Origin of the sequence: Streptomyces sp. NPDC004284, assembly GCF_042874035.1 — a bacterium.
Classification (GTDB): domain Bacteria; phylum Actinomycetota; class Actinomycetes; order Streptomycetales; family Streptomycetaceae; genus Streptomyces.
Genome location: NZ_JBIAMJ010000001.1, coordinates 533,269 through 554,635, shown reverse-complemented (window position 1 = coordinate 554,635; position 21,367 = coordinate 533,269). Strand labels below are relative to the sequence as shown.

Sequence of the window (21,367 nt, the reverse complement as noted above, 5' to 3'; positions counted from 1 at the left end):
TCGGACGACCCGTCAACTCGTCGGGTACACCCAGGGGTTGGGGCGGCACTTGATCCCGTCGATGTCCAGGGACTTCGTCTGCTGCTGCATCACGGGGGCGAGCGCGCCCTCTGTGCGACAGCTCACATGTCCGTGCCCGAGCCGGTGTCCGACCTCGTGATTGATGAGCATCTGGCGATAGGCGTACATCGCCTTCGGACCGAAGGTGACCGAGCCCTGCGCCCAGCGGAACGCATTGATCATCACGCGCTGGGTGGAGGCCGAATCGCAGGAGACATTGTCGATGGTGGTGTCGAGCCCGGACTTCTTGCACCATTCGCCGGTCGTCCCCGGGCTGGCGAGCGTGATCACGAACTGCGGATCGCCGCCGGAGACGCGCTCGAAGGTCATCTCCCCCTGGCCGGACCAGCTACGCCTGTCGTTGAGGGTCTTCTGCACGGCGTCGGCGAACAGCTTCCCGTCGAGACCGATCCCCTTCTCCACGTCGACCCGGTACCGGACCACCTTCCCCTTCCCCGGCGCCTTCTCGAAGCCCTGCACGGCCTCGAACTCCCCGGAGCCCTTCAACTTCGGATCGATCGGGAACTGCCGGGTCATCAGCTGCTCGTACGTCGGCGGGGCGACGGTCGGCGCCGGCGCCGTCGGAACGGCCCGGTCGTCGGAACGCGAGGCGGGCCTGTCCTCCGCGGGCCGCTCGGCCGACCCCTCCGCCGCACGGGCGGCCGACGGGCTCTCCCCCCGGTCACCGACCTGCCCCGCGACGACGACGGCGAGAACGGTGGCGACGGCCGCCGCCGCGACACCGGTGAGGGTCCGCCCGAGACCACCCCGGGTGCCCGGAGCCTCCGCCCCGGACCCCTCCCCCTCGTCCTCCCTGCGGGGCCCCGGAATGAACGGCGCCTGCACATCGGCCCGTTCGGCCACGGCGACCCGCGGCCCGCCGTTCCGCCGCCCGGACGGCATGGGCCGCGGGGCGGCAACCTCGTCGTGCTGCGGGTGCCCACCCCGCACGGCCCCGGGAACACCCCGCGCGGGGGTCCCGATCGCCTGGGCGGCCCCGCCCGCGTAGACGGGCGTGCCGTGCGCCGGGGTGCCCTGCGTGGAGGGCCCGTACTGCGGGACGCCGTGCGCGGGAGTCCCGTGTGCCGGGGCCCCCTTCGCCGGGGTCCTGTACGGAGGAGTGCCGTGCGCGGGAGTGCCGTACTGCGGCGTCCCGTGCGCCGGAGTCGCGTGACGCGGCGGACGGGAACCGGGGGCACCCTGCGCCGGCGCGCCCTGCGCGGAGGGCCCGTACGCCGGGGTCCCGTGCGCGGGGGTCCCGTACTGGGGAGTGCCGTGCGCCGGGGTCCCGTACGCGGGGGTCCCGTACCCCGTCGTCGATGTCGTCGCCTCGCCGGGGCCGGGTGCGGTTCGGCGGCGGCGGCCCGTGCCGGGGGGTGGGCCCGTCGAAGCGGGTGGGGTGGTGGCGCCCGTCGGCTGCCCGGGAGCGGGCGTCGAGGGGGTGGAGCCCTTGCGGCTGTGTCGTCCCACGCCCCGGATCAGCTCCCGCCGTCGTCGGCGATCAGGTCCCGGACGGCCTGGGCGACCGCCTCCGGGTGTTCCATCATCGCCACGTGCCCCGCCTCGGGGAGGGTCAGCAGGCGCGAGCCGCGGAAGGCGGCGGCCGCCTTGCGGGCCATCCGGTACGAGACGAGCTGGTCGCGCCCGCCGTAGACGAGGAGCGTCGAGGCGAGGACCCGCTCGGCCTGCCGCCACAGCCCGTGCTGCCCGCCGAGGGTGTACGCGTCGACGATGCCGCGCGAGGAGCGGGCCATGGCGTCCCAGAAGTACGGGAGCTCCAGGCGCCGCTCCATCTCCTCGACGGCGTGCCGGAAGCCCTCCTCGCTGACCTGGCCGGGGTCCCCGTAACAAAGGGAGAGGACGCCCTTCACCCGCTGCTCGGCCGTCCAGTCCTTGGTGAGCTTCGCGAAGAACGAGGCGACGCCCGGCACCGCGAGCAGCGCCGTGGGCCAGGCGGAGCGCTGGACGCGCAGCTCGGGCAGGGCCGGGGAGACGAGGGTGAGGGTGCGGACCAGATCGGGCCGGACGGCGGCGACCCGGGTGGCGACGGCGCCGCCCATCGAGTTGCCGAAGAGGTGGACCGGTCCGCGTCCGGCGGCGTCCAGGAACCGGATGACGGCGCGGGCGTGCCCGGTGACGGAGTAGTTGCCGTCGTCCGGCGGCGGGGAGTCCCCGAAGCCGGGCAGGTCGACCGCCTCGCCGTCCACGACGTCCGCGAGCAGCGGCATGAGGTCGGACCAGTTCTGCGAGGAGCCGCCGAGGCCGTGGACGTACAGCGCGGGCGGCAGTCCGGGCCGGGTCCCCGGCCGGGCGCGCACCGTGAGGGTGAGTCCGGGCAGCGCGACGGAGCGGAGCTCCTCGCCGTCGGCGACCCGTACGGTGCGGAGCGGCACCGCGGGCGAGGCGGCGGCGGTCCGGGTTTCCGGCAGCTCGGTCGAGGACATGGCCGCAATATTACGAGACGATCACGCGCCGACGTGTGTGGGTGCGGTCACAGGTGCGTATGCGGCATGGCGCGTTCGCTCCTAGGCTCAAAGAGAGGGCCATCGGGAGCACCGCGACCCGCGTCCCCGGAAGGAACCGCATGACTGTCGATCCGAGCGAGCCGGACACATTCACCGAGGAAGAGGTCGTCGTGCTGGACCAGGAGATCCCGGAGGCCGACGCCGCCGAGCAGCACACCGAACTGCAGCAGCGCGAGGACGAGCAGCCCACCCATCTGGAGCGCGACTCGGCGAACGAGGCCGACGCGTCCGAGCAGGCGCGGGTGGTCGCCCTCGACGAGGACGACTACCGCTGAGCAGACGGCTCCCGCCGATTTGTTCGGTTTAATCTTGAAGTGACTGTCGACCAAGGCGTCCGGTCCGTGAAATTCTGCGTTCGCACCGCGCACAGCCGGGTTACCCAAAAGTACGATGGCGGCGCGTCGCGACAGCGCGCATGGATCGATTTTTGGGAGGCCGCGTGAGCGCCATCGAGCAGACAGAGGCAGCACGCCCTCGGGGCACGCGCCTGCCGCGACGTGCCCGACGGAACCAGCTGCTCGGCGCGGCCCAGGAGGTCTTCGTCGCCCAGGGGTACCACTCCGCCGCCATGGACGACATCGCCGAGCGGGCCGGTGTCAGCAAGCCGGTGCTGTACCAGCACTTCCCCGGGAAGCTGGAGCTCTACCTCGCCCTCCTGGACCAGCACTGCGAGTCCCTCCTGCTCGCCGTGCGCACGGCGCTGGCCTCCACCACGGACAACAAGCTCCGGGTCGCGGCGACGATGGACGCGTACTTCGCGTACGTCGAGGACGAGGGTGGCGCGTTCCGTCTCGTCTTCGAGTCCGATCTGACCAACGAGCCCGCCGTGCGCGAGCGCGTGGACCGGGTCAGCCTCCAGTGCGCCGAGGCCATCTCGGACGTGATCGCCGAGGACACCGGCCTGTCGAAGGACGAGTCGATGCTGCTCGCCGTCGGTCTCGGCGGCGTCTCCCAGGTCGTCGCCCGCTACTGGCTGTCCAGCGAGTCGAGCATCCCCCGCGACAAGGCGGTCGGTCTGCTCACCTCGCTCGCCTGGCGCGGCATCGCCGGCTTCCCGCTGCATCCGGTGGAGGGCCAGCTCAGCGCCGAGGGGCACTGACGCGCTTCCGGGCACATTCCCGGAGGCTGTTCGCTCCTGGCGTGCGGCGGCTGACCCGTACGGGTCCCCTCACCGGGCTAATGTGTGCTGCGTACGGCGCGGAAATTCGCGCAACGCTGACCGTTCGGAGGGACATAGCCGTGGAGGTCAAGATCGGCGTGCAGCACGCACCCCGGGAGATCGTTCTGGAGAGCGGGCAGTCCGCCGAGGAAATCGAGCGCGCGGTTGCCGACGCGCTGGGCGGCAAGACGGAGCTGCTGAGCCTCTCGGACGAGAAGGGCCGCAAGGTCCTCGTCCCGTCCGCGAAGATCGCGTACGTGGAGCTCGGCGAGCCGGCCGTGCGTCGCGTGGGTTTCGGCGCGCTCTGAGCCCCGGGATCTGACGGGAGAGGCCCGTGGACCGCTTCGGTCCACGGGCCTTTCTCATGCCCGTACTCCTGTGACTCCCGTACTCCCACGTCAGGGCGTACGGGAGGATTGCGTTCCGGACGCCGGGGGTAGGACGCCCATGACCGCAACACCCGCCCCGCACCCCTCGCGAGGTGATCCGCCGTGATCCTGGAAGCCCTCGGTTCCGCACTGCTCGGCTTCGCCCTGGCCTGGGCCGCCGTCCAGCGACTGGCCGACCGCCTCCCCGTCCGGGGAAGAGTCCTCGCCACCGGCGCGCTCGGCGGGGTGTTCGGCGCGCTCGTCACCCACGGGGCGCTCGGCCCGGGCCACTTCCTCGCCACCCTGATCGGCGCCGTGGCGGTGGCGGCGGTGCTGCTCTCGCTGCTGATCCGCCCGTCCTCGCACCGGCTGCGCCGATCAGCCGCGGCGTGAACGGCGCCGCGCGCCCGCCCCGCTCCTGAGCCTCAGGCCGCCAGGCCCAGCGCGGCCATGCGCTTGGTGTGCGCCTCGGTGATCCGGGAGAACATCCGGCCGACCTCCGCGAGGTCGAAGCCGTCCGCCACGCCGCCGACGAGCATCGTCGACAGCGCGTCGCGCTCGGCGACCACCCGCTGGGCCTGGGAGAGCGCCTCGCCCATCAGACGGCGCGCCCAGAGCGCGAGCCGGCCGCCGACGCGCGGGTCGGCCTCGATCGCCGCGCGGACCTTCTCCACCGCGAAGTTGCCGTGGCCGGTGTCGTCGAGCACCGCGAGGACGAGCGCGCGCGTGTCGGTGTCGAGCCGGGCCGCGACCTCCCGGTAGAAGTCACTGGCGATCGAGTCGCCCACGTACGCCTTGACCAGGCCCTCCAGCCAGTCCGAGGGCGCGGTCAGCCGGTGGAAGTCGTCGAGCGCCTTCGCGAAGGGCTCCATGGCCGAGGTCGGCTCGGCGTCGACGGCCGTGAGGCGGTCCCGCAGCTGCTCGAAGTGGTGGAACTCGGCCGAGGCCATCTTCGCCAGCTCCGCCTTGTCCGCGAGGGTCGGCGCCAGCTTGGCGTCCTCGGCGAGCCGCTCGAAGGCCGCGAGCTCTCCGTAGGCGAGGGCGCCGAGGAGGTCGATCACTGCGGCACGGTACTGCGGCTCGGCGGAAGCCTCCGCCCAGTCCTTGGCGGCGATCCCGGTGGGTGTGGCGTTGTCAGGCGTCTCCATGAAGCGCACAATAGCCCGCTCGCGAGGGCCGGGAAGGCCCTGGCCAGTCACTGTGACCGTGCCCTCATCACGTTTTCCCCCGACACACATGCGCGAATCCGGGGTACAGTGATAAGGCGCCTGCTGAGTATGCGGACATGCTTTCGCACGTTCGGACGTATCCGGTGGGCCGACTCATGAATGAGGATGCCCGGTCGGTGGCCCGATCGGCTCCGGCCCGACAGCCCTTCCGGCGGACCCGCGGAAGGGTCACCCTCAGCGGTACGACGCTCGAGCGACGGCAGTGGTCCCGTGCCACCCGGCGGTGATCTTCCACGATCCCCCCGGAGGATCCCGGCACGGTGAGACCCCCTTCGTTCGCCTCGCGCCGCGTCTCACAGAAGAGGCAGCACCCTGACTACGACTTTCCGAGAACTCGGAATCCTCCCTGAGACGGCCGAGGCCCTGGAGGCCGTCGGCATCGTCACCCCCTTCCCCATCCAGGAGATGACCCTTCCGGTCGCCCTCACCGGCACCGACGTCATCGGCCAGGCCAAGACCGGCACGGGCAAGACCCTCGGTTTCGGCCTCCCCATCCTGGAGCGCGTCACCGTCCCGACGGACGTCGAGGCCGGCCGGGCCAAGCCCGAGCAGCTGACCGACGCCCCGCAGGCGCTCGTCGTCGTCCCCACGCGCGAGCTGTGCCAGCAGGTCACCAACGACCTCCTGACCGCCGGCAAGGTCCGCAACGTCCGCGTGCTCGCCATCTACGGCGGCCGGGCGTACGAGCCGCAGGTCGAGGCGCTCCAGAAGGGCGTCGACGTCGTCGTCGGCACCCCCGGCCGCCTCCTCGACCTGGCCGGCCAGCGCAAGCTCGACCTGTCGCACGTGAAGGTCCTCGTCCTCGACGAGGCCGACGAGATGCTCGACCTGGGCTTCCTGCCCGACGTCGAGAAGATCATGAACATGCTTCCGGCGAAGCGTCAGACCATGCTGTTCTCGGCCACCATGCCGGGCGCGGTCATCGGCCTGGCCCGCCGCTACATGTCGCAGCCCACGCACATCCGGGCGGTCTCGTCCGACGGCGAGGGCGCGACCGTCGCCAACATCAAGCAGCACGTCTACCGCGCGCACAACATGGACAAGCCGGAGATGGTCTCCCGCATCCTCCAGGCCAACGGCCGCGGGCTCGCGATGATCTTCTGCCGTACGAAGCGCACGGCGGCCGACATCGCCGAGCAGCTGGAGCGCCGCGGCTTCGCCTCCGGCGCCGTCCACGGCGACCTCGGCCAGGGCGCCCGCGAGCAGGCGCTGCGCGCCTTCCGCAACGGCAAGGTCGACGTGCTCGTCTGCACCGACGTCGCCGCGCGCGGCATCGACGTCGAGGGCGTCACCCACGTCATCAACTACCAGTCGCCGGAGGACGAGAAGACCTTCCTCCACCGCGTGGGCCGCACCGGCCGCGCGGGCGCGAAGGGTACGGCGGTGACGCTGGTCGACTGGGACGACATCCCGCGCTGGCAGCTCATCAACAAGGCGCTCGGCCTGGACTTCCACGAGCCGGTCGAGACGTACTCCTCGTCCCCGCACCTCTACGAGGAGCTGGACATCCCGGCGGGCACCAAGGGCATCCTGCCCCGCGCCGAGCGGACCCGCGCGGGTCTGGACGCGGAGGAGCTGGAGGACCTGGGCGAGCCCGGCGGCCGCCGTGGCCGCGGGCCGAAGGCCGCGGAGAAGACCGAGGAGCGCCCGGAGCGCACGCGGACCCCGCGCCAGCGTCGCCGCACCCGTGGCGGCGGCGAGGCCCCCGCCGCCCCGGTCTCGGCGGCCCCCGCCGTCGAGACCCCGGCGGACGAGCCCGGCGCCGAGACCGCCCCGCGCACCCCGCGCCGCCGTCGCCGCACCCGCGTCGGCGTCCCGGGCACCGCACCGGTCACGCCCGCGGCCCGCGTCGCCGAGGCCCCGGTCGCCGAGGCCCCGGTGGCCGAGGCTCCGGTGGCCGAGGCTCCGGTGGCCGTGAAGACGCAGACCGTCAAGGCGCAGGCCGTGAAGACGCCGGTCTTCACGGAGCCGACCGCCGTGAAGGCGCCCGTCTCCGAGGCCCCCGTGGCCGTCGAGGAGCCGAAGGCCCCCCGTCGCCGGACCCGTGCCGCCCGTACGGAGCCCGTGACGGCCGCTCCGGTCGACCGTGCCCCCGCGGCCCCGGCTCCGGCCACGGCTCCGGCCCCGCGCCGCCGCCGTGTCGTGGCGCGCCCGGTCGAGGAGACCGTGTCGTTCCAGACGCCCGAGTCCGCCGCGGTCGCCCTGCTGGCCGAGCGCGCCGTCGAGGCGCCGGTCGTCGAGGCCGCTCCGGTCGTCGTCGAGGAGCCGAAGAAGGCCCCGCGCCGCCGTACGGTGAAGAAGGCCGTCGCCGAGCCGGTCGTCGAGGCCGCCCCGGTGGCCGAGCCGGTCGTCGTCGAGGCCGCCCCGGTGGCGGAGCCCGCCGCCGAGACCCCGGTCGCCGAGGTCCCCGCGCCGCGCCGTCGCCGTGCGGCCCGCCGGCCCGCCGGCCCGCCGGTGACCGCCGAGGCTCCGGTGGTCGAGGCCCCGGCCGCCGAGCCGGTCGCCGCCCCGGTCGCGGAGGCGCCCGCGCCGCGCCGTCGCCGTGCGGCCACCCGGCCCGCCGGGTCCCCGGTGACCGCCGGGGCGCCCGCCGAGGTCATCGTCATCGCCTCCCCGGCCGCCGCTCCGGTGGCCGAGCCCGTCGTGGAGGAGGCCCCGAAGAAGAAGGCCGCCCCGCGCCGCCGGACGGTGAAGAAGGCCGTGGCCGAGCCGGTCGCCGAGACCGTCGAGGCACCGGCGGCCGAGGAGGCCCCCAAGGCTCCCCGTCGCCGCACGGCCAAGAAGGCCGTCGCCGCCGAGGCGCCGGACGCCTCCGCGCCGAAGACCGAGCCGAAGGCCCCGGCGCGCCGCCGCACGACCAAGAAGGCCGCGGCCGCCGAGGTCGAGGCGCCGGTGACGGAGGAGGCCCCGAAGAAGGCCGCCCCGCGCCGCCGGACCACGAAGAAGGCGGCGGCCCAGCCCGAGAGCTGACCCCGCCCTTCAACGCCCGAGCGGCCGGCCCCACCCCGGGGACCGGCCGCTCGGCCGTACTCCCCCCCGCGTGGGCCCCTCTCCCCACCGTTACAGTCCAGATATGAGCAAGCCCCGTTCCCTCGTCCTGCCGCCCCGCACCCGTGCCCGCCGGCTGGAGACCGCGCGTGGTCCGTTCGTCGTGCTCGACGCGGAGCCGGTGGGAGGGCGGCGGGGGACGGTGCTGCTGCTGCCCGGGTACACCGGGAGCAAGGAGGACTTCCTCGCGCTGCTCGGACCGCTGAGCGAGGCCGGGTACCGGGCGGTGGCCGTGGACGGACGCGGGCAGAACGACACGCCGGGCCCCCGGGGCCGGGCCGCCTACCGCCGCAAGGCGCTCGCGCTCGACGCGGTGGCGCAGGCCGCGGCCCTCGATGACGGTCCCGTGCACCTGGTCGGCCATTCCTTCGGGGGCCTGGTGGCCCGCGCGGCGGCCGCCCTCGCGCCGGGCGCCTTCCGTTCGCTGACCCTGCTCTCCTCGGGCCCCGGCCGCGTGGCCCGGCCGCAGCGGATCCGGGTGCGGGTGCTGCGCGCCGCGCTCGCGGTGCTGCCGAAGGAGCGGGTGTGGCAGGCGGTGTGCTGGCTGGACAGCCGGGGCGAGGAACCGGACACGGGCGACACCCCGGAGCTCACGGCCTTCCTGCGGCGGCGCTGGATGCGCACTCGCATCGCCCAACTCGCGGGCGCCGGGCGCCTGCTGCTGGACCGTCAGGACGGTACGGAGCAGCTGACCGCCCTGCCGCTGCCGCTGCACTTCGCGTACGGGGCCGACGAGATGGTCTGGGCGCCCGCGGACCTCTCGGCGGCGGCCGACCGCACCGGCGCGCACCGCACGGTGATCGCGGGCGCCGGCCACTCCCCCAATGTGTCGCACCCCCAGGAGCTGACCGACGGCCTCGCCGGCTTCTGGGAGCGCGTGGACGCCCCCGCCGGGGTCAGTACTGCGCCTTGAGGTGCTGCCAGAAGCCGTCGCGCAGCGCGCGGCGGAGCGAGGCGTGGCCGCGCAGTGAGCGGCTGAGCAGGCGCTCCGCCTCGACGAGCAGGTCCTGGTCGACCGCTCCGGGCAGATAGGGCGCGCCGGGCAGGAGCTCGGCGAGCCGGTCCCGGCCGCGCTCGGCGAGCCAGGTCGCGGCGATCTGGGCGCCGACGAAGCGCACCTCCTCGCGGGAGGGCGGGGGCTCGCCCTCGTTCTCGTACGTGGTGACGGGGCGGCGCGTGACGTACGGGCGGCAGAAGTCGAGGTCGAAGGTGCGCTGGCTGTCGACCTCCCAGAGCAGCGCCTCGGCCTGGTTGCGCCCCTCGGCGGCCTCGATGCCCCAGAGGTGGACGCGGGCGCCGTAGCCCTGGGCGGCCTCGACGGCCGAGACGAGGTCCTCGTCGCCGCCGACGAGGGCGGCGTCGCTGATGGCGCGGTGGCGGGCGAGGGACTCCAGGTCGGTGCGGATGAGGGAGTCGACGCCCTTCTGCTGGTTGTTGGCGTTGAGGTTGCCGAGGCGGACCTTGACGTCGGGGAGCTCGGCGATGGCCTGCTGCTCGGGGGTGTGGATGCGGCGGCGGGCCCCGTCGTACCAGTAGACGCGGAGCAGCCTGCTGTCCGCGAAGATCGTGCGGGCCTTGTCGATGAAGGCCTCGATCAGGCCCTCGGCGTCCAGGTCGAAGGAGCGCCGGTCCTCGGTGCCCGTCACCAGCAACCCGGCCGCAGCATGGACGTAACCTGCGTCGACGAAGATGGCGTGTGTGGACGGGGTCTTCGCCACCTCGGCCAGCATCCGCTGCAGGAGCTCATTGGTGCGCTCCAGGCGGGCGTCCAGGGCGCGCAGGCGGGCATCGGTCTCGGCGGGCTGGGTAGGGATGTCTGCGTCGTTCATACGGGGCTCATTGTCCGCCGCTCCGGGGCCGTCCGCCACACCCTCCTACCGCAGGTACTTAGCCATCCAAAAATTTTCCTTAGCGTAGGGAATGTTTGCAGGGTGCACGTCGTTGGACCTGTACGTAACGCAGTTCTCCATGTGGAGGATCAACTCAGACGAAGGGAGAAGCCCGTGCGCTTCGAAATCCTGCGACTCGACGACATCGACGGCACGCCCGTCGACTCGACCGTCGTGGACGCCGCCTCCGTCAATCGGATCGTGCAGCAGGCAGCCGCGATCGGCCAGCGCATCTGGATCCGCCCCGCCGAGACCTCGGCCTCGTAACAGGCCGGGTTCACCCCACGCACCGCGCCCCCGTACGGACTTCGCAAGAGCGGAATCCGTACGGGGGCGCAGTGGTGTCCGGGGTCAGGCGTTGTGGATCACCTGGGTGACGCCGTTGATGATCTGCTGCACCGCGATGGCGGAGAGCATCATGCCGGCGAGCCGGGTCACCAGGACGACGCCGCCGTCCTTGATGACGCGGATGATCAGCAGCGAGTAGCGCATGGTCAGCCAGAGCACGACGTGCATGGCGGCGATGGCGGTCCAGACGGAGATCTGCGAGGCCACGCCGTCGGCGTTCTGCACCGCGAGGATGACCGAGACGATCGCGCCCGGCCCGGCGAGCAGCGGCATGCCGAGCGGGACGAGGGCGACGTTGACGTCCTTGGTCTGCTTGGGCTCGTCGGTCTTGCCGGTGAGCAGGTCGAGCGCGATGAGCAGCAGCAGGAGACCGCCCGCGATCATCAGCGCGGGGACGGAGACGTGCAGGTACGCGAGGATCTGCTGGCCCATGATGCCGAAGACGGTGATGACGCCGAAGGCGACGGCGACGGCCTGCCAGGCCATCCGGCGCTGCACCTTGGCCGGGCGGCCGGAGGTGAGGGCGAGGAAGATCGGGGTGATCCCGGGGGGATCCATGATCACGAAGAGGGTGAGGAACAGCGAGCCGAAGACGGCGACGTCGAACACGGTGGGGTGCCTTGCGGGAGAGGTGGAACGGTGGGGTGTGTCCCTACGCGCGGAATGTGGGATTCCGGCGCTAGGGCAGGAGGAGCACCACCCCGCGCACGGCGCGCGGCCGTACGGGGGCGGACCAGGAAGAAGAAGGGGAAGGCCCGAGGGGGGCTCGTCGGGTCAGGGCGCGCGCCCGCACCGACGGGACGGACGCGGCACGGCCGGCCGACCGACCGACCGACCGGAAGCGGCTCCCCGCCGAACGGCCGGGGAGGGATCCCCGCCGACCGGCCGGGGAGAGGTTCCCCGCCGACCGGCCGGGAACGGTCTCCCCGGACCTGGGACCCGGCGGTCAGGGGCGCGTGGCCCCGGCCCGCCCGAGAGGCCTCAGGCGGCGGGTCCCCCCGCGCCGGGGACCGGGAAGGCGCCCGAGGCGCGGCGGGTGATCTCGCCGTAGATCTCGGGGTCGGTGGTGTACTCGCCGAGGCGGCAGGTCTTGCGGCTGCCGTGGTAGTCGCTGGAGCCCGTGGCCAGCAGACCGAGCTCCTTCGCGAGTCCGCGCAGCCGGGCGCGGGTCGCCTCGTCGTGGTCCATGTGGTCGACCTCGATGCCGTCGAGTCCGGCCTTGGCGAGCCGGGCCACCGAGGCCTCGGGCAGCACCTGGCCGCGCTTGACGGCGAGCGGGTGCGCGAAGACGGTGACGCCGCCGGCCGCCTTCACGAGGCGGATCGCGTCGACCGGGTCCAGCTCGTGCTTCTCGACGTACGCCCGGCCGCCGTCGGCGAGCCACTCGGGCGTGAACGCGCCGGACACGTCCGGTACGACCCCGAGCTCGACGAGCGCCTCGGCGACGTGCGGGCGGCCGACGGAGCCGTCGCCGGCGATCCGGGCGACCTGCTCCCAGGTGACGGGGACGCCGAGCTCCTGGAGCTTGGCGACCATGCCGCGGGCGCGCGGCACCCGGTCGTCGCGGACGAGTTCGCGCTCGGCGAGGAGCGCGGGCTCCGCCGGGTCGAAGAGGTACGCGAGCATGTGCAGCCCGATGCCGTCCATCCGGCAGGACAGCTCGGCGCCGGTGACGAGGGTCAGCCCCTCGGGCAGGGCGGCGATCGCCTCGGCGTGGCCGCGGGTGGTGTCGTGGTCCGTGAGCGCGACGACGTCGAGCCCGGACGCGGCCGCGTTCCGGACGAGTTCGGCCGGCGAGTCCGTACCGTCGGAGGCCGTGGAGTGGGTGTGCAGGTCGATGCGCACGACGCGGTACTCCAGGGGCTCGGCACGGACGAGGGACGCTCCAGCATAACGGGCGAATCGAACACGTCCGTACGGAACGTCACGAGACCACCGCGCTCAGCCGAGCAGCCTCGGGGTGAGCGCGCCGCAGGGCAGCAGGTCGACCTCGGCGCCCGCGTCGCGCAGGTCCGTCAGGACCAGCTCGTCGTACATGAGGAGGCCGGACTGCTCGGGCCAGACGATGGCCCACAGCCACAGGCCGCGCGCCTCGCCCGCGAAGACCGCGCGGTCCTGCGGGGCGCCGGTGACGTGCCAGAGCGGGGTGGGCCGCCCGGCGGCGAGCACCTTCGCCTGCGGCGGTTTGTCGATGGCCATGCCGGAGCCGGGGTCGAGGCCGTCGATGCCGGCGTACCGGGCACCGAGGCCGACGCCGAGCTCCTCGGCGACGAGCAGCAGCTCGCCGATCCCGCCGAGCGGGCCGGGCCCGGAGCAGGCGACGGCCGTGGCGCGTCCGCCGCTGCGGTCGTCCCCGGCGTACGCGACCCCGGTGAAGAGCCAGCCGACGGGGAGGGGCCACGGCATCCACACGGGGACCTGGGACCTGTGCACCACGACCCCGAGGCCCTCGACGCTGGGCGGGATCACGGGCTGGAGCGGGTGCACCGAGCCGTGCACGTCACACTGCCAGGAGTCGGCGAAGAGACCGGGCGCCCTGACCCGGCCACCGCACTTCGGACAACTGGGTTCGCCCCTCATAGGGCTCAACGGTCCTAGCTCTTCCGCCCCGCGTCAAGAACGGCCGCACACGATCACCCGTCCGGCCGGGACCGTTCACCCTCGGTGGGCGCGGCCCGTTCCACGGCCCGGGATCCGAGGTCCGGGGTCCTCTCGGGTCCGCGGTCCCGGTCCCCTCGGATCCGTACTCCGGGTCCCCTCCGGTCCTCAGTCCAGGTTCACGGACCTGCGCAGCGGATCGCGCAGGTCCGTCCCCCGCTCCAGCCAGCGCTCCTCCAGGGCCTGCGCCCCGTGCACCCGCTTCCACGCGGCCTCGTTCGAGGTCATCGGCAGCAACGGCAGGAAGCGGACCGGGTCCATCGGCGCGTCCAGCTCCAGGTCCTCCACCAGACCGCCCGACTCGGCGACGAGCACCGAGGTGAAGGGGGCGCCGGGCCAGAGCGGGTCGCCGACGTCGAGCGAGGCGCCCGGGGCCACGACCACGCCCTCGACCTGCGGGGTGGCGGCGAGGACCGCGAGCGGGCGCAGCACCTTGTCGGTGTCGGCCAGCCCGCTCCGTACGGTCAGGACGAGCTCCGCGCGCGGGCCCTTCACCGGGTCGGCGAGCGCGGAGGTCGGATCGGCCATCGGCTGCGCGGACATGCCGAGGGTCGCGTACCGCACGAGGTCGCCGTCGACGAAGCGCAGCACCTCGATCCGGTCCGTGCCGAGGAAGGTCACCGCGGCTCGCGCGTCCGGTTCGCCGAGCGCCGTCCGCAGCCGGGCCTCGACCAGTGCAAGAACTTCTCCCATGCGGGGAGCATAGATCGCGTATGGAACGGGCAAAGGAAGGGATTGACCCTCTGTCGGCTGATAGTGTTGGCCACTGGTCGGGATTCCCGACTGCTCGTCACACGTCATCCCCGACAGGGGACCGGCCGGAGGAGGTGGGACTGCGATGGACCGAAGTCGATCGGGCAGTACCAGCCGCTCTTCCGCCGCCTCGCACCCCCGCCCGGTGCGTTCCTCCCGGTGACGTCCGGGTCCGGCATGGACCCGTCCCTCCGGCATTTCGCTCGACGGAAGAGCATCTCTCGCCTTTTCCCTGTCTGTAGCGACCGCCGTCTCCGCGCCCCTTCGGTGCCGCCCGCTTTGTGGACGACGTACCTCCCCGTCCCCATTCCGGGCTGTGCCATGCTCCGCGCCGACGGCCGATCCGTGAAGGAGCACGCCCATGTCGATGATCCGTGACCTCACCGCCGCCGTCCGCCCGAGCTTCCGGCACACCCTGCGCAAGACCCCCACCACGTACACCTCGTACGACCCCACCCGTGACCACTCGGCCTCCAGCGCCGTGGTCGACTGCGCCGTCTACCGCGACGGGCGCCGGGTCGACGACCGCGCCTGCCTCACCCCGCGCGGCGCGATGCGCCAGGTGCGGGAGAGCGGCGGCTTCGCGTGGATCGGGCTCCACGAGCCGACCGAGGCCGAATTCGCCGGTATCGCCGCCGAGTTCGGGCTGCACCCGCTCGCCGTCGAGGACGCCGTCCACGCCCACCAGCGGCCCAAGCTGGAGCGGTACGACGACACCCTCTTCACCGTCTTCAAGACCATCCACTACGTCGAGCACGCCGAACTCACCGCGACCAGCGAGGTCGTCGAGACCGGCGAGGTGATGGTCTTCACCGGCCCCGACTTCGTCATCACCGTCCGGCACGGCGGCCAGGGCTCCCTGCGCAACCTCCGCCACCGCCTCCAGGGCGAGCCGGAGCTCCTCTCCAAGGGCCCCTCGGCCGTCCTGCACGCCATCGCCGACCACGTCGTCGACGGCTACATCGCGGTCGCCGACGCCGTCGAGCTGGACATCGACCAGCTGGAGATCGACGTCTTCTCGCCGGCCGCGAAGGGCTCCACGCGCGGCACCGACACCGGCCGGATCTACCAGCTCAAGCGCGAGGTGCTGGAGTTCAAGCGGGCCGTCACGCCGCTGCTCCGCCCGATGCAGCTGCTCTCCGAGCGGCCGATGCGGCTGGTCGACCCCGACATCCAGAAGTACTTCCGGGACGTCGCCGACCACCTCGCCCGCGTCCAGGAGCAGGTCATCGGCTTCGACGAGCTCCTCAACTCCATCCTCCAGGCCAACCTGGCGCAGGCGACCGTCGCGCAGAACGAGGACATGCGCAAGATCACCTCGTGGGCGGCGATCGTCGCCGTCCCCACGGCGGTCTGCGGCGTGTACGGCATGAACTTCGACCACATGCCCGAGCTGCACTGGCGGTACGGCTACCCGATGGTGCTCGCCGGCATCGCCGTCATCTGCTTCGCCATCCACCGCACCCTCAAGCGCAACGGCTGGCTGTAGAAACCGCCCGATAGGCTTCGGGCCATGACAGAAGAGCTGCTCGGGCCCGCCCTCGTCGAGGAGGCCACCAAGAAGTCCGGCCTCGTGTGGGTGCGCGGCACGGGACCCGCCCGCGCGCTCTGGCACGTCTGGCACGACGGTGCCGCGCACCTCGTCGGCGACGGCCCCGGCGAGCAGCCGCTGCCGGGCCTGGTCGACGGCGGTACGGCCGAGGTGACCGTCCGCAGCAAGGACAAGGGCGGCCGGCTCGTCGCCTGGACCGCCGCCGTCCGTGAACTCTCCCCCGGTACGGAGGAGTGGGACGCGGCGGTCGCCGAGCTGAAGGGCAAGCGGCTCAACGCCCCCGACGGCGAGGCCGTGCCGGAGCGCTGGGCGCGCGAGTGCCGGGTGGTGCGGCTCGACCCCCGCTCCTCGACCACGGAGCTGCCGGACGGCTCCCTGGCCGCCGTCCCGCTGCCGACGGCGGCGAACACCCGCCGCCCGATCCCGGCCGGCCTGCCGAAGCTGCTGTTCCGGAAGAAGCGCTAGGTACGGGGCAGCTGCTTGCCGTAGTCGAGGGTCTCCTCCTTCGACGGCGCCGCGAGCGGGAAGTCCTTGTTCCACTCGGAGAGCACCACGACGCCCGCTCCCCCGCCCCGCGCGAACTGCACGGGGTACGGCTCGCCGTCCAGGGACACGTCGAGCGTGCCGCCCTCGCCGTCGGCGCCGCCCTTGACCTTGATCGTGCGGACCCCGCCGATCTGGTCCCGGTCGCCCTTGACCTTCTCGCCGTGCAGGCCGAGCAGCCCGTCGAGGAGCGGCCCCATGTCGGTGAAGCCGCGCAGCTGCTTGTACGAGGGGTCGCCCTGCGGGACCTTCACGTACTTGTCGTCGAGCGTGTCGGCGGCGTCGGTGTCCGCCTCGGTGGGCGCGTGGGTCGCCTTGTCGTCATGGGACCAGAAGCCCGCGTCGGCCTTCAGGTAGAGGGCGTCGCCGACCCGCAGCAGCTCGAAGGTGCTGTTCTTCGTCGTCACCGAGCCGGTGGCGCCGTTCTGCTTGAGGCGCATGTTCAGCTTGAAGGTGCCGCCCTTGCTGACCAGGGTGCCCGACAGCCGTACGGCCTTCGCCGCGTCCGCCGCCGTCTGCGCCTTGCCCTCGATCTCGGGCGCGGAGAGTCTCCCCACCCCGTTCGTCCCCTCGTCCGGGTCGGCGGCGCAGGCCGTGAGTGCCACCGTCAGTCCGGCGCAGAGCGCCAGGGGCGTGACGGCCCTGCGGATACGCGATGACGGGGTACGAACGGTCATCTGCGCTTCCTCTCGTGTCATGGGGGGGTGACGGGCACGGCCCGTACGGGGTGCCGGGAAGGGGACGGCCGCGTTCCGGTCGGGCGGAAGGACCGGGTCCGATGGGGGGAACGGCAGACCGCAGCGTACCCGGGACAGATGACGGGCCCCGCAGGCAGCCGTACGGAGTCGCTGCCGGAGCGGGGCGGAACGGCACGGGCTAGCCTGAATCCGGCAAAGCTCTGCAATCCCCGGCAGAGCTCTGCGGACGGACCGACCACTCGCATCGGCGACTCGCACAGGCGACTCGCACCGTGCGGCACGGAGGAGGCGGGTGGCATGGCGGCAGGCGCCCCCAGGATCTTCGTCTCCCATCTCGCCGGAGTCCCGGTCTTCGACCCCGTCGGCGACCAGGTCGGCCGGGTCAGCGACCTCGTGGCCATGCTCCGCGTCGGCCGCCGGCCGCCCCGGCTGCTCGGCATGGTCGTGGAGGTGCTGAGCCGCCGCCGGGTCTTCGTCCCGATGACCCGGATCACCGGCGTCGCCTCCGGCCAGGTCATCACCACCGGCGTCGTCAACATGCGGCGCTTCGAGCGGCGCCCCACCGAGCGGCTCGTCCTCGGCGAGCTCCTCGACCGGCGCGTCACCCTGGTCGAGTCGGGCGAGGAGGTCACCGTCCTCGACATCGCCATCCAGCAGTTGCCCGCCCGCCGCGACTGGGAGATCGACCGGGTCTTCGTCCGCAAGGGGAAGAGCGGGGTGCTGAGCCGCAAGGGCGAGACGCTGACCGTCGAGTGGTCGGCCGTCACCGGCTTCTCCCTGGAGGAGCACGGGCAGGGCGCCGAGAACCTGCTCGCCACCTTCGAGAAGCTGCGCCCCGCCGACCTCGCCAACGCCCTGCACCACCTCTCCCCCAAGCGGCGCGCCGAGGTCGCCGCCGCCCTCGACGACGACCGGCTCGCCGACGTCCTCGAAGAGCTGCCGGAGGACGACCAGGTCGAGATCCTCGGCAAGCTGAAGGAGGAGCGCGCCGCCGACGTCCTGGAGGCGATGGACCCGGACGACGCCGCCGACCTGCTGTCCGAGCTGCCCGAGGAGGACCAGGAGCGGCTGCTGACCCTGATGCAGCCGGACGACGCGGCCGACGTGCGCCGCCTCCTGGCGTACGAGGAGCGCACGGCGGGCGGTCTGATGACGACCGAGCCGATCGTGCTGCGCCCGGACGCCACCGTCGCGGACGCGCTGGCCCGGGTCCGCCAGCAGGACCTGTCCCCGGCGCTCGCCGCGCAGGTGTACGTGTGCCGGCCGCCGGACGAGACGCCGACCGGGAAGTACCTGGGCACGGTGCACTTCCAGCGGCTGCTGCGCGACCCGCCGTTCACGCTGGTCAGCTCGATCGTGGACAGCGATCTGCCGCCGCTCGGCCCGGACACCCCGCTGCCGGCCGTGACCAGCTACCTCGCCGCGTACAACATGGTCGCCGCGCCCGTGGTCGACGAGAGCGGCTCGCTGCTCGGCGCGGTCACCGTCGACGACGTGCTCGACCACCTGCTGCCGGACGACTGGCGGGAGACCGAGTTCCACGAGGAGGGGGCGGGGCATGGCGGCTGAGCGCACGCACGACCGGGAGCGCGAGCGGTCCGTGCCCCGCATCCGGCTCGACCTGCCGCGCGAGCGGCGGACCCGGCTGCTGCCGGAGTACGACCCCGAGGCCTTCGGGCGGCTCTCGGAGCGGATCGCCCGCTTCCTGGGGACGGGCCGCTTCCTGGTCTGGATGACGCTGACGGTCGTCGTCTGGATCGGGTGGAACGTCTTCGCCCCGCCGTCGCTGCGGTTCGACGAGTACCCCTTCATCTTCCTGACGCTGGCGCTGTCCCTCCAGGCCTCGTACGCGGCTCCGCTGATCCTGCTCGCCCAGAACCGCCAGGACGACCGGGACCGGGTCAACCTCGAACAGGACCGGAAGCAGAACGAGCGGTCGATCGCGGACACCGAGTACCTGACGCGGGAGATCGCGGCGCTGCGGATGGGCCTCGGCGAGGTCGCGACCCGCGACTGGATCCGCTCGGAGCTCCAGGACCTCATCAAGGAGATGGAGGAGCGCCGGGATCTATTCCCGTCCGGCGAGGACCGCGGAAGTGACGTACCCGACCGTTGACGGCCCTTTCACCGGCCCGTGGTCCGCGCCGTACCATCGTCGGTATGGCTACGGAAGACGCGGTGCTCGAAGCACTGGCGACGGTGAACGACCCTGAGATCAACAAGCCGATCACTGAGCTCGGCATGGTCAAGTCGGTGGAGATCGAACCGGACGGGAAGGTCGCCGTCACGGTCTACCTGACGGTCTCCGGCTGCCCGATGCGCGAGACCATCACGCAGCGGGTGACCGACGCCGTCTCCCGGGTCGAGGGCGTCACCTCCGTCGACGTCTCGCTCGACGTGATGAGCGACGAGCAGCGCAAGGAGCTGGCGGCCGCGCTGCGCGGCACGAGCGCCGAGCGCGAGGTCCCCTTCGCGAAGCCGGGCTCCCTGACCCGGGTGTACGCGGTGGCCTCCGGCAAGGGCGGCGTCGGCAAGTCCTCCGTGACCGTGAACCTGGCGGCGGCGATGGCCGCCGACGGCCTGAAGGTCGGTGTCGTCGACGCCGACATCTACGGCCACAGCGTGCCGCGGATGCTGGGCGCGGACGGCCGTCCGACCCAGGTCGAGAACATGATCATGCCGCCGTCCGCGAACGGCGTGAAGGTCATCTCCATCGGCATGTTCACCCCGGGCAACGCGCCGGTGGTGTGGCGCGGCCCGATGCTGCACCGCGCGCTCCAGCAGTTCCTGGCGGACGTGTACTGGGGCGACCTGGACGTCCTCCTGCTCGACCTGCCCCCGGGCACCGGCGACATCGCGATCTCGGTCGCGCAGCTCGTGCCGAACGCGGAGATCCTCGTCGTCACGACCCCGCAGCAGGCGGCGGCCGAGGTCGCCGAGCGGGCCGGCTCGATCGCCGTCCAGACCCACCAGAAGATCGTCGGCGTCGTCGAGAACATGGCGGGCCTGCCGTGTCCGCACTGCGACGAGATGGTCGACGTGTTCGGCACCGGCGGCGGCCAGAAGGTCGCGGACGGCCTGACGCAGACCACGGGCGCGACGGTCCCGGTCCTCGGCTCGATCCCGATCGACGTACGGCTCCGCGAGGGCGGCGACGACGGCAGGCCGGTCGTCCTCTCCGACCCCGACTCCCCCGCGGGCGCGGCGCTCCACGCCATCGCCGGCAAGCTGGGCGGCCGTCAGCGGGGCCTGTCGGGCATGAGCCTGGGCATCACGCCGCGCAACAAGTTCTGAGACGTCGCAGCACGTTCTGAGACCGTACGACGAAGGGCGCCCCCGGCGTGGGCGCCCTTCGTCATGTCGTCAGGCGTACGGGCCTCGTCAGGCGTACGCGCCGAGGTCCCTCACCCGCGAGAAGCCGAGCCCGTACGCGCTCATCCCCCGCCCGTACGCCCCGATGTGCACGTCCCCGGCGGAGCCGGCGAGGACCCAGCCGAACTCGGACTCCCGGTAGTGGAACGGCACCGGCACCCCGTCCACCGGCAGCGACAGGGTCGACCAGGCCGGCCCGTCGAGGTCGTCGGCGAGCTCGAAGGCCGTCTCCGTCTGCTGGTCCAGCCAGTGGTCCCGCAGCGCGTGGTCGAGCGAGGCGGGCCAGGTGTGGGCGAGGAGCCCGGAGCCGGCCAGCCAGGCGGCGGAGGAGACCGTGGTGGCGTCGAGGACGCCGGTGCCGTCCCCGGTGCGGCGCACGGGGTTCGCGGCGACCGTCACGACGACGGCGAAGCGCTCCTTCTCCGCGCCGCCGGCCTCGGACTTTATCGACGGCTCGTCACCGTGGCCCATCGAGCCGTGCTGCACGGTGCCGTCCGCCGCCGTGCCGAGCTGCATCAGCCGGCGCGGGCCGGTGAACGCCTCGTCGAGCCCGTACCAGGCGAAGGGCGCGCGCAGAAAGCCATCGGCTTCCACCCGACTCGTCGTCTTCATCTCGGCCGCCTCCTCGTTCCGTCAACAGAGGGAGGATAGCCACCGGGGAGCAGCGGGTCGGTGACAGGGCGTCGTCAGGTGGCGTCGGAGTCGTACGGAGGACGCTCGCCGGCATCCGGCTTGTCCTGCTTCTTCAGCAGGTCCGGGGAGCCGTTGACCGCCGCGGGCGCGGCCGAGGGCGCGGGCGTGGTCTCCCGGCCGTGGACGGCGTCGGCGACCTCGTTCATCTCCTTCCGGAGGTCGAACGTGCCGCGCAGCTCCTTGAGGTCCCTGAGGTCCTCGTTGCCCTCCAGCTGCTTGCGGAGGAACGTCTTCGGGTTGAGGTCCTCGAACTCGAAGTCCTTGAACTCCGGGCCCAGCTCGCTGCGGATGTCCTGCTTCGCGCTGTCGGAGAACTCGCGGATCTTGCGGATGAAGCGCGAGACGTCCTGGATCACCTTCGGGAGCTTGTCCGGCCCGAAGACGAGCACGGCGAGGACCACGAGCGTCACCAGCTCGAGTGCGCCTATGTCGCTGAACACCTAGTAGCTCCTTCACGCCGGTCCAGGGCCCG

The 21,367-nt window shown here is 72.7% G+C and carries 23 protein-coding genes; 12 read left to right on the top strand and 11 right to left on the bottom strand.

Features of this window, described 5'->3' with window-relative positions; all coding sequences use genetic code 11:
- Positions 1–12 precede the first annotated feature (12 nt).
- Both ACFYUS_RS02605 and ACFYUS_RS02600 read right to left on the bottom strand, forming a co-directional pair.
- A complete protein-coding gene (locus ACFYUS_RS02605; protein WP_388844769.1) occupies positions 13–1,530 on the bottom strand; it encodes a DUF3152 domain-containing protein in 1,518 nt (505 codons plus the stop codon).
- A gap of 8 nt (positions 1,531–1,538) precedes the next feature.
- Entirely contained in the window at positions 1,539–2,504 is a 966-nt protein-coding gene (locus ACFYUS_RS02600; protein WP_388844767.1) for an alpha/beta hydrolase, read from the bottom strand.
- A gap of 140 nt (positions 2,505–2,644) precedes the next feature.
- Here ACFYUS_RS02600 and ACFYUS_RS02595 point away from each other — a divergent pair, with 140 nt between their 5' ends.
- From ACFYUS_RS02595 to ACFYUS_RS02580, 4 genes are all read left to right on the top strand, one after another.
- A complete protein-coding gene (locus ACFYUS_RS02595; RefSeq protein WP_376588392.1) occupies positions 2,645–2,860 on the top strand; it encodes a hypothetical protein in 216 nt (71 codons plus the stop codon).
- A 164-nt stretch (positions 2,861–3,024) separates the two neighbouring features.
- A complete protein-coding gene (locus ACFYUS_RS02590) occupies positions 3,025–3,684 on the top strand; it encodes a TetR/AcrR family transcriptional regulator (protein WP_388844765.1) in 660 nt (219 codons plus the stop codon).
- Between the two features lie 140 nt (positions 3,685–3,824).
- Entirely contained in the window at positions 3,825–4,052 is a 228-nt protein-coding gene (locus ACFYUS_RS02585) for a DUF3107 domain-containing protein (protein WP_388844763.1), read from the top strand.
- Between the two features lie 183 nt (positions 4,053–4,235).
- A complete protein-coding gene (locus ACFYUS_RS02580; RefSeq protein ID WP_388844761.1) occupies positions 4,236–4,505 on the top strand; it encodes a hypothetical protein in 270 nt (89 codons plus the stop codon).
- Between the two features lie 32 nt (positions 4,506–4,537).
- On the opposite strand, the gene ACFYUS_RS02575 is transcribed toward ACFYUS_RS02580, so the two are convergent.
- A complete protein-coding gene (locus tag ACFYUS_RS02575; RefSeq protein WP_388844759.1) occupies positions 4,538–5,260 on the bottom strand; it encodes a ferritin-like fold-containing protein in 723 nt (240 codons plus the stop codon).
- A gap of 486 nt (positions 5,261–5,746) precedes the next feature.
- On the opposite strand from ACFYUS_RS02575, the gene ACFYUS_RS02570 reads away from it, so the two are divergent.
- The gene (locus tag ACFYUS_RS02570; protein WP_388844757.1) at positions 5,747–8,311 is read left to right on the top strand and encodes a DEAD/DEAH box helicase; all 2,565 of its coding nucleotides are present in this window, start codon (positions 5,747–5,749) and stop codon (positions 8,309–8,311) included.
- Between the two features lie 103 nt (positions 8,312–8,414).
- Entirely contained in the window at positions 8,415–9,302 is an 888-nt protein-coding gene (locus ACFYUS_RS02565) for an alpha/beta fold hydrolase (protein ID WP_388844755.1), read from the top strand.
- Here ACFYUS_RS02565 and ACFYUS_RS02560 read toward each other — a convergent pair.
- A complete protein-coding gene (locus tag ACFYUS_RS02560) occupies positions 9,286–10,218 on the bottom strand; it encodes an NYN domain-containing protein (protein ID WP_388844754.1) in 933 nt (310 codons plus the stop codon). The genes ACFYUS_RS02565 and ACFYUS_RS02560 overlap by 17 nt on opposite strands.
- A gap of 174 nt (positions 10,219–10,392) precedes the next feature.
- On the opposite strand from ACFYUS_RS02560, the gene ACFYUS_RS02555 reads away from it, so the two are divergent.
- Positions 10,393–10,545 (top strand): hypothetical protein, encoded by a 153-nt coding sequence (locus ACFYUS_RS02555; RefSeq protein ID WP_099054331.1) that lies wholly within the window; start codon positions 10,393–10,395, stop codon positions 10,543–10,545.
- A gap of 84 nt (positions 10,546–10,629) precedes the next feature.
- Here the strand turns inward: ACFYUS_RS02555 and ACFYUS_RS02550 are convergent, their stop codons facing one another.
- The 4 genes from ACFYUS_RS02550 to ACFYUS_RS02535 form a co-directional block, all read right to left on the bottom strand.
- Positions 10,630–11,235, bottom strand: a complete 606-nt coding sequence (locus ACFYUS_RS02550; RefSeq protein ID WP_388844752.1) for a MarC family protein — start codon at positions 11,233–11,235, stop codon at positions 10,630–10,632.
- A 372-nt stretch (positions 11,236–11,607) separates the two neighbouring features.
- Entirely contained in the window at positions 11,608–12,471 is an 864-nt protein-coding gene (locus ACFYUS_RS02545) for a PHP domain-containing protein (RefSeq protein WP_388844750.1), read from the bottom strand.
- A gap of 96 nt (positions 12,472–12,567) precedes the next feature.
- Positions 12,568–13,206 carry a DUF6758 family protein gene (locus tag ACFYUS_RS02540; protein WP_361395814.1) on the bottom strand — a complete coding sequence of 213 codons (639 nt, stop codon included), beginning with the start codon at positions 13,204–13,206 and terminating at the stop codon, positions 12,568–12,570.
- Between the two features lie 186 nt (positions 13,207–13,392).
- The gene (locus ACFYUS_RS02535) at positions 13,393–13,977 is read right to left on the bottom strand and encodes a suppressor of fused domain protein (RefSeq protein ID WP_388844748.1); all 585 of its coding nucleotides are present in this window, start codon (positions 13,975–13,977) and stop codon (positions 13,393–13,395) included.
- Between the two features lie 421 nt (positions 13,978–14,398).
- Between ACFYUS_RS02535 and ACFYUS_RS02530 the strand changes: the two genes are divergently transcribed.
- Entirely contained in the window at positions 14,399–15,526 is a 1,128-nt protein-coding gene (locus ACFYUS_RS02530) for a magnesium and cobalt transport protein CorA (protein ID WP_388844747.1), read from the top strand.
- A gap of 24 nt (positions 15,527–15,550) precedes the next feature.
- Entirely contained in the window at positions 15,551–16,054 is a 504-nt protein-coding gene (locus tag ACFYUS_RS02525) for a hypothetical protein (RefSeq protein WP_388844745.1), read from the top strand.
- Here ACFYUS_RS02525 and ACFYUS_RS02520 read toward each other — a convergent pair.
- The gene (locus ACFYUS_RS02520) at positions 16,051–16,809 is read right to left on the bottom strand and encodes a hypothetical protein (RefSeq protein ID WP_388844743.1); all 759 of its coding nucleotides are present in this window, start codon (positions 16,807–16,809) and stop codon (positions 16,051–16,053) included. The two genes, ACFYUS_RS02525 and ACFYUS_RS02520, sit on opposite strands and share 4 nt — an antisense overlap.
- Positions 16,810–17,127: 318 nt before the next feature.
- Between ACFYUS_RS02520 and ACFYUS_RS02515 the strand changes: the two genes are divergently transcribed.
- Genes ACFYUS_RS02515 through ACFYUS_RS02505 form a run of 3 tightly spaced genes read left to right on the top strand, consistent with a single transcriptional unit; the run spans position 17,128 to position 20,124 of the window.
- Positions 17,128–18,399, top strand: a complete 1,272-nt coding sequence (locus ACFYUS_RS02515; RefSeq protein WP_388844742.1) for a magnesium transporter MgtE N-terminal domain-containing protein — start codon at positions 17,128–17,130, stop codon at positions 18,397–18,399.
- Positions 18,389–18,946: a DUF1003 domain-containing protein gene (locus tag ACFYUS_RS02510; RefSeq protein WP_388844741.1), complete on the top strand. Its 558-nt coding sequence runs from the start codon at positions 18,389–18,391 to the stop codon at positions 18,944–18,946. Before ACFYUS_RS02515 ends, ACFYUS_RS02510 begins: the two co-directional genes overlap by 11 nt.
- Positions 18,947–18,990: 44 nt before the next feature.
- The gene (locus ACFYUS_RS02505) at positions 18,991–20,124 is read left to right on the top strand and encodes an Mrp/NBP35 family ATP-binding protein (protein ID WP_388844740.1); all 1,134 of its coding nucleotides are present in this window, start codon (positions 18,991–18,993) and stop codon (positions 20,122–20,124) included.
- An 87-nt stretch (positions 20,125–20,211) separates the two neighbouring features.
- On the opposite strand, the gene ACFYUS_RS02500 is transcribed toward ACFYUS_RS02505, so the two are convergent.
- Complete coding sequence (locus ACFYUS_RS02500) at positions 20,212–20,814, bottom strand: hypothetical protein (protein WP_388844738.1); 603 nt, start codon at positions 20,812–20,814, stop codon at positions 20,212–20,214.
- A gap of 74 nt (positions 20,815–20,888) precedes the next feature.
- A complete protein-coding gene (locus ACFYUS_RS02495) occupies positions 20,889–21,335 on the bottom strand; it encodes a sec-independent translocase (protein WP_388844736.1) in 447 nt (148 codons plus the stop codon).
- Between the last annotated feature and the right edge of the window lie 32 nt (positions 21,336–21,367).

Excerpts from the sequence above, each read along its gene's own strand:
- ACFYUS_RS02500 (WP_388844738.1), bottom strand. The coding sequence starts at position 20,814 with ATGAAGACGACGAGTCGGGTGGAAGCCGATGGCTTTCTGCGCGCGCCC.
- ACFYUS_RS02560 (WP_388844754.1), bottom strand. The coding sequence starts at position 10,218 with ATGAACGACGCAGACATCCCTACCCAGCCCGCCGAGACCGATGCCCGC.
- ACFYUS_RS02570 (WP_388844757.1), top strand. The coding sequence starts at position 5,747 with ATGACCCTTCCGGTCGCCCTCACCGGCACCGACGTCATCGGCCAGGCC.
- ACFYUS_RS02530 (WP_388844747.1), top strand. The coding sequence starts at position 14,399 with ATGTCGATGATCCGTGACCTCACCGCCGCCGTCCGCCCGAGCTTCCGG.
- ACFYUS_RS02510 (WP_388844741.1), top strand. The coding sequence starts at position 18,389 with ATGGCGGCTGAGCGCACGCACGACCGGGAGCGCGAGCGGTCCGTGCCC.
- ACFYUS_RS02525 (WP_388844745.1), top strand. The coding sequence starts at position 15,551 with ATGACAGAAGAGCTGCTCGGGCCCGCCCTCGTCGAGGAGGCCACCAAG.
- ACFYUS_RS02505 (WP_388844740.1), top strand. The coding sequence starts at position 18,991 with ATGGCTACGGAAGACGCGGTGCTCGAAGCACTGGCGACGGTGAACGAC.
- ACFYUS_RS02575 (WP_388844759.1), bottom strand. The coding sequence starts at position 5,260 with ATGGAGACGCCTGACAACGCCACACCCACCGGGATCGCCGCCAAGGAC.
- ACFYUS_RS02535 (WP_388844748.1), bottom strand. The coding sequence starts at position 13,977 with ATGGGAGAAGTTCTTGCACTGGTCGAGGCCCGGCTGCGGACGGCGCTC.
- ACFYUS_RS02595 (WP_376588392.1), top strand. The coding sequence starts at position 2,645 with ATGACTGTCGATCCGAGCGAGCCGGACACATTCACCGAGGAAGAGGTC.
- ACFYUS_RS02520 (WP_388844743.1), bottom strand. The coding sequence starts at position 16,809 with ATGACCGTTCGTACCCCGTCATCGCGTATCCGCAGGGCCGTCACGCCC.
- ACFYUS_RS02565 (WP_388844755.1), top strand. The coding sequence starts at position 8,415 with ATGAGCAAGCCCCGTTCCCTCGTCCTGCCGCCCCGCACCCGTGCCCGC.
- ACFYUS_RS02515 (WP_388844742.1), top strand. The coding sequence starts at position 17,128 with ATGGCGGCAGGCGCCCCCAGGATCTTCGTCTCCCATCTCGCCGGAGTC.
- ACFYUS_RS02600 (WP_388844767.1), bottom strand. The coding sequence starts at position 2,504 with ATGTCCTCGACCGAGCTGCCGGAAACCCGGACCGCCGCCGCCTCGCCC.
- ACFYUS_RS02540 (WP_361395814.1), bottom strand. The coding sequence starts at position 13,206 with ATGAGGGGCGAACCCAGTTGTCCGAAGTGCGGTGGCCGGGTCAGGGCG.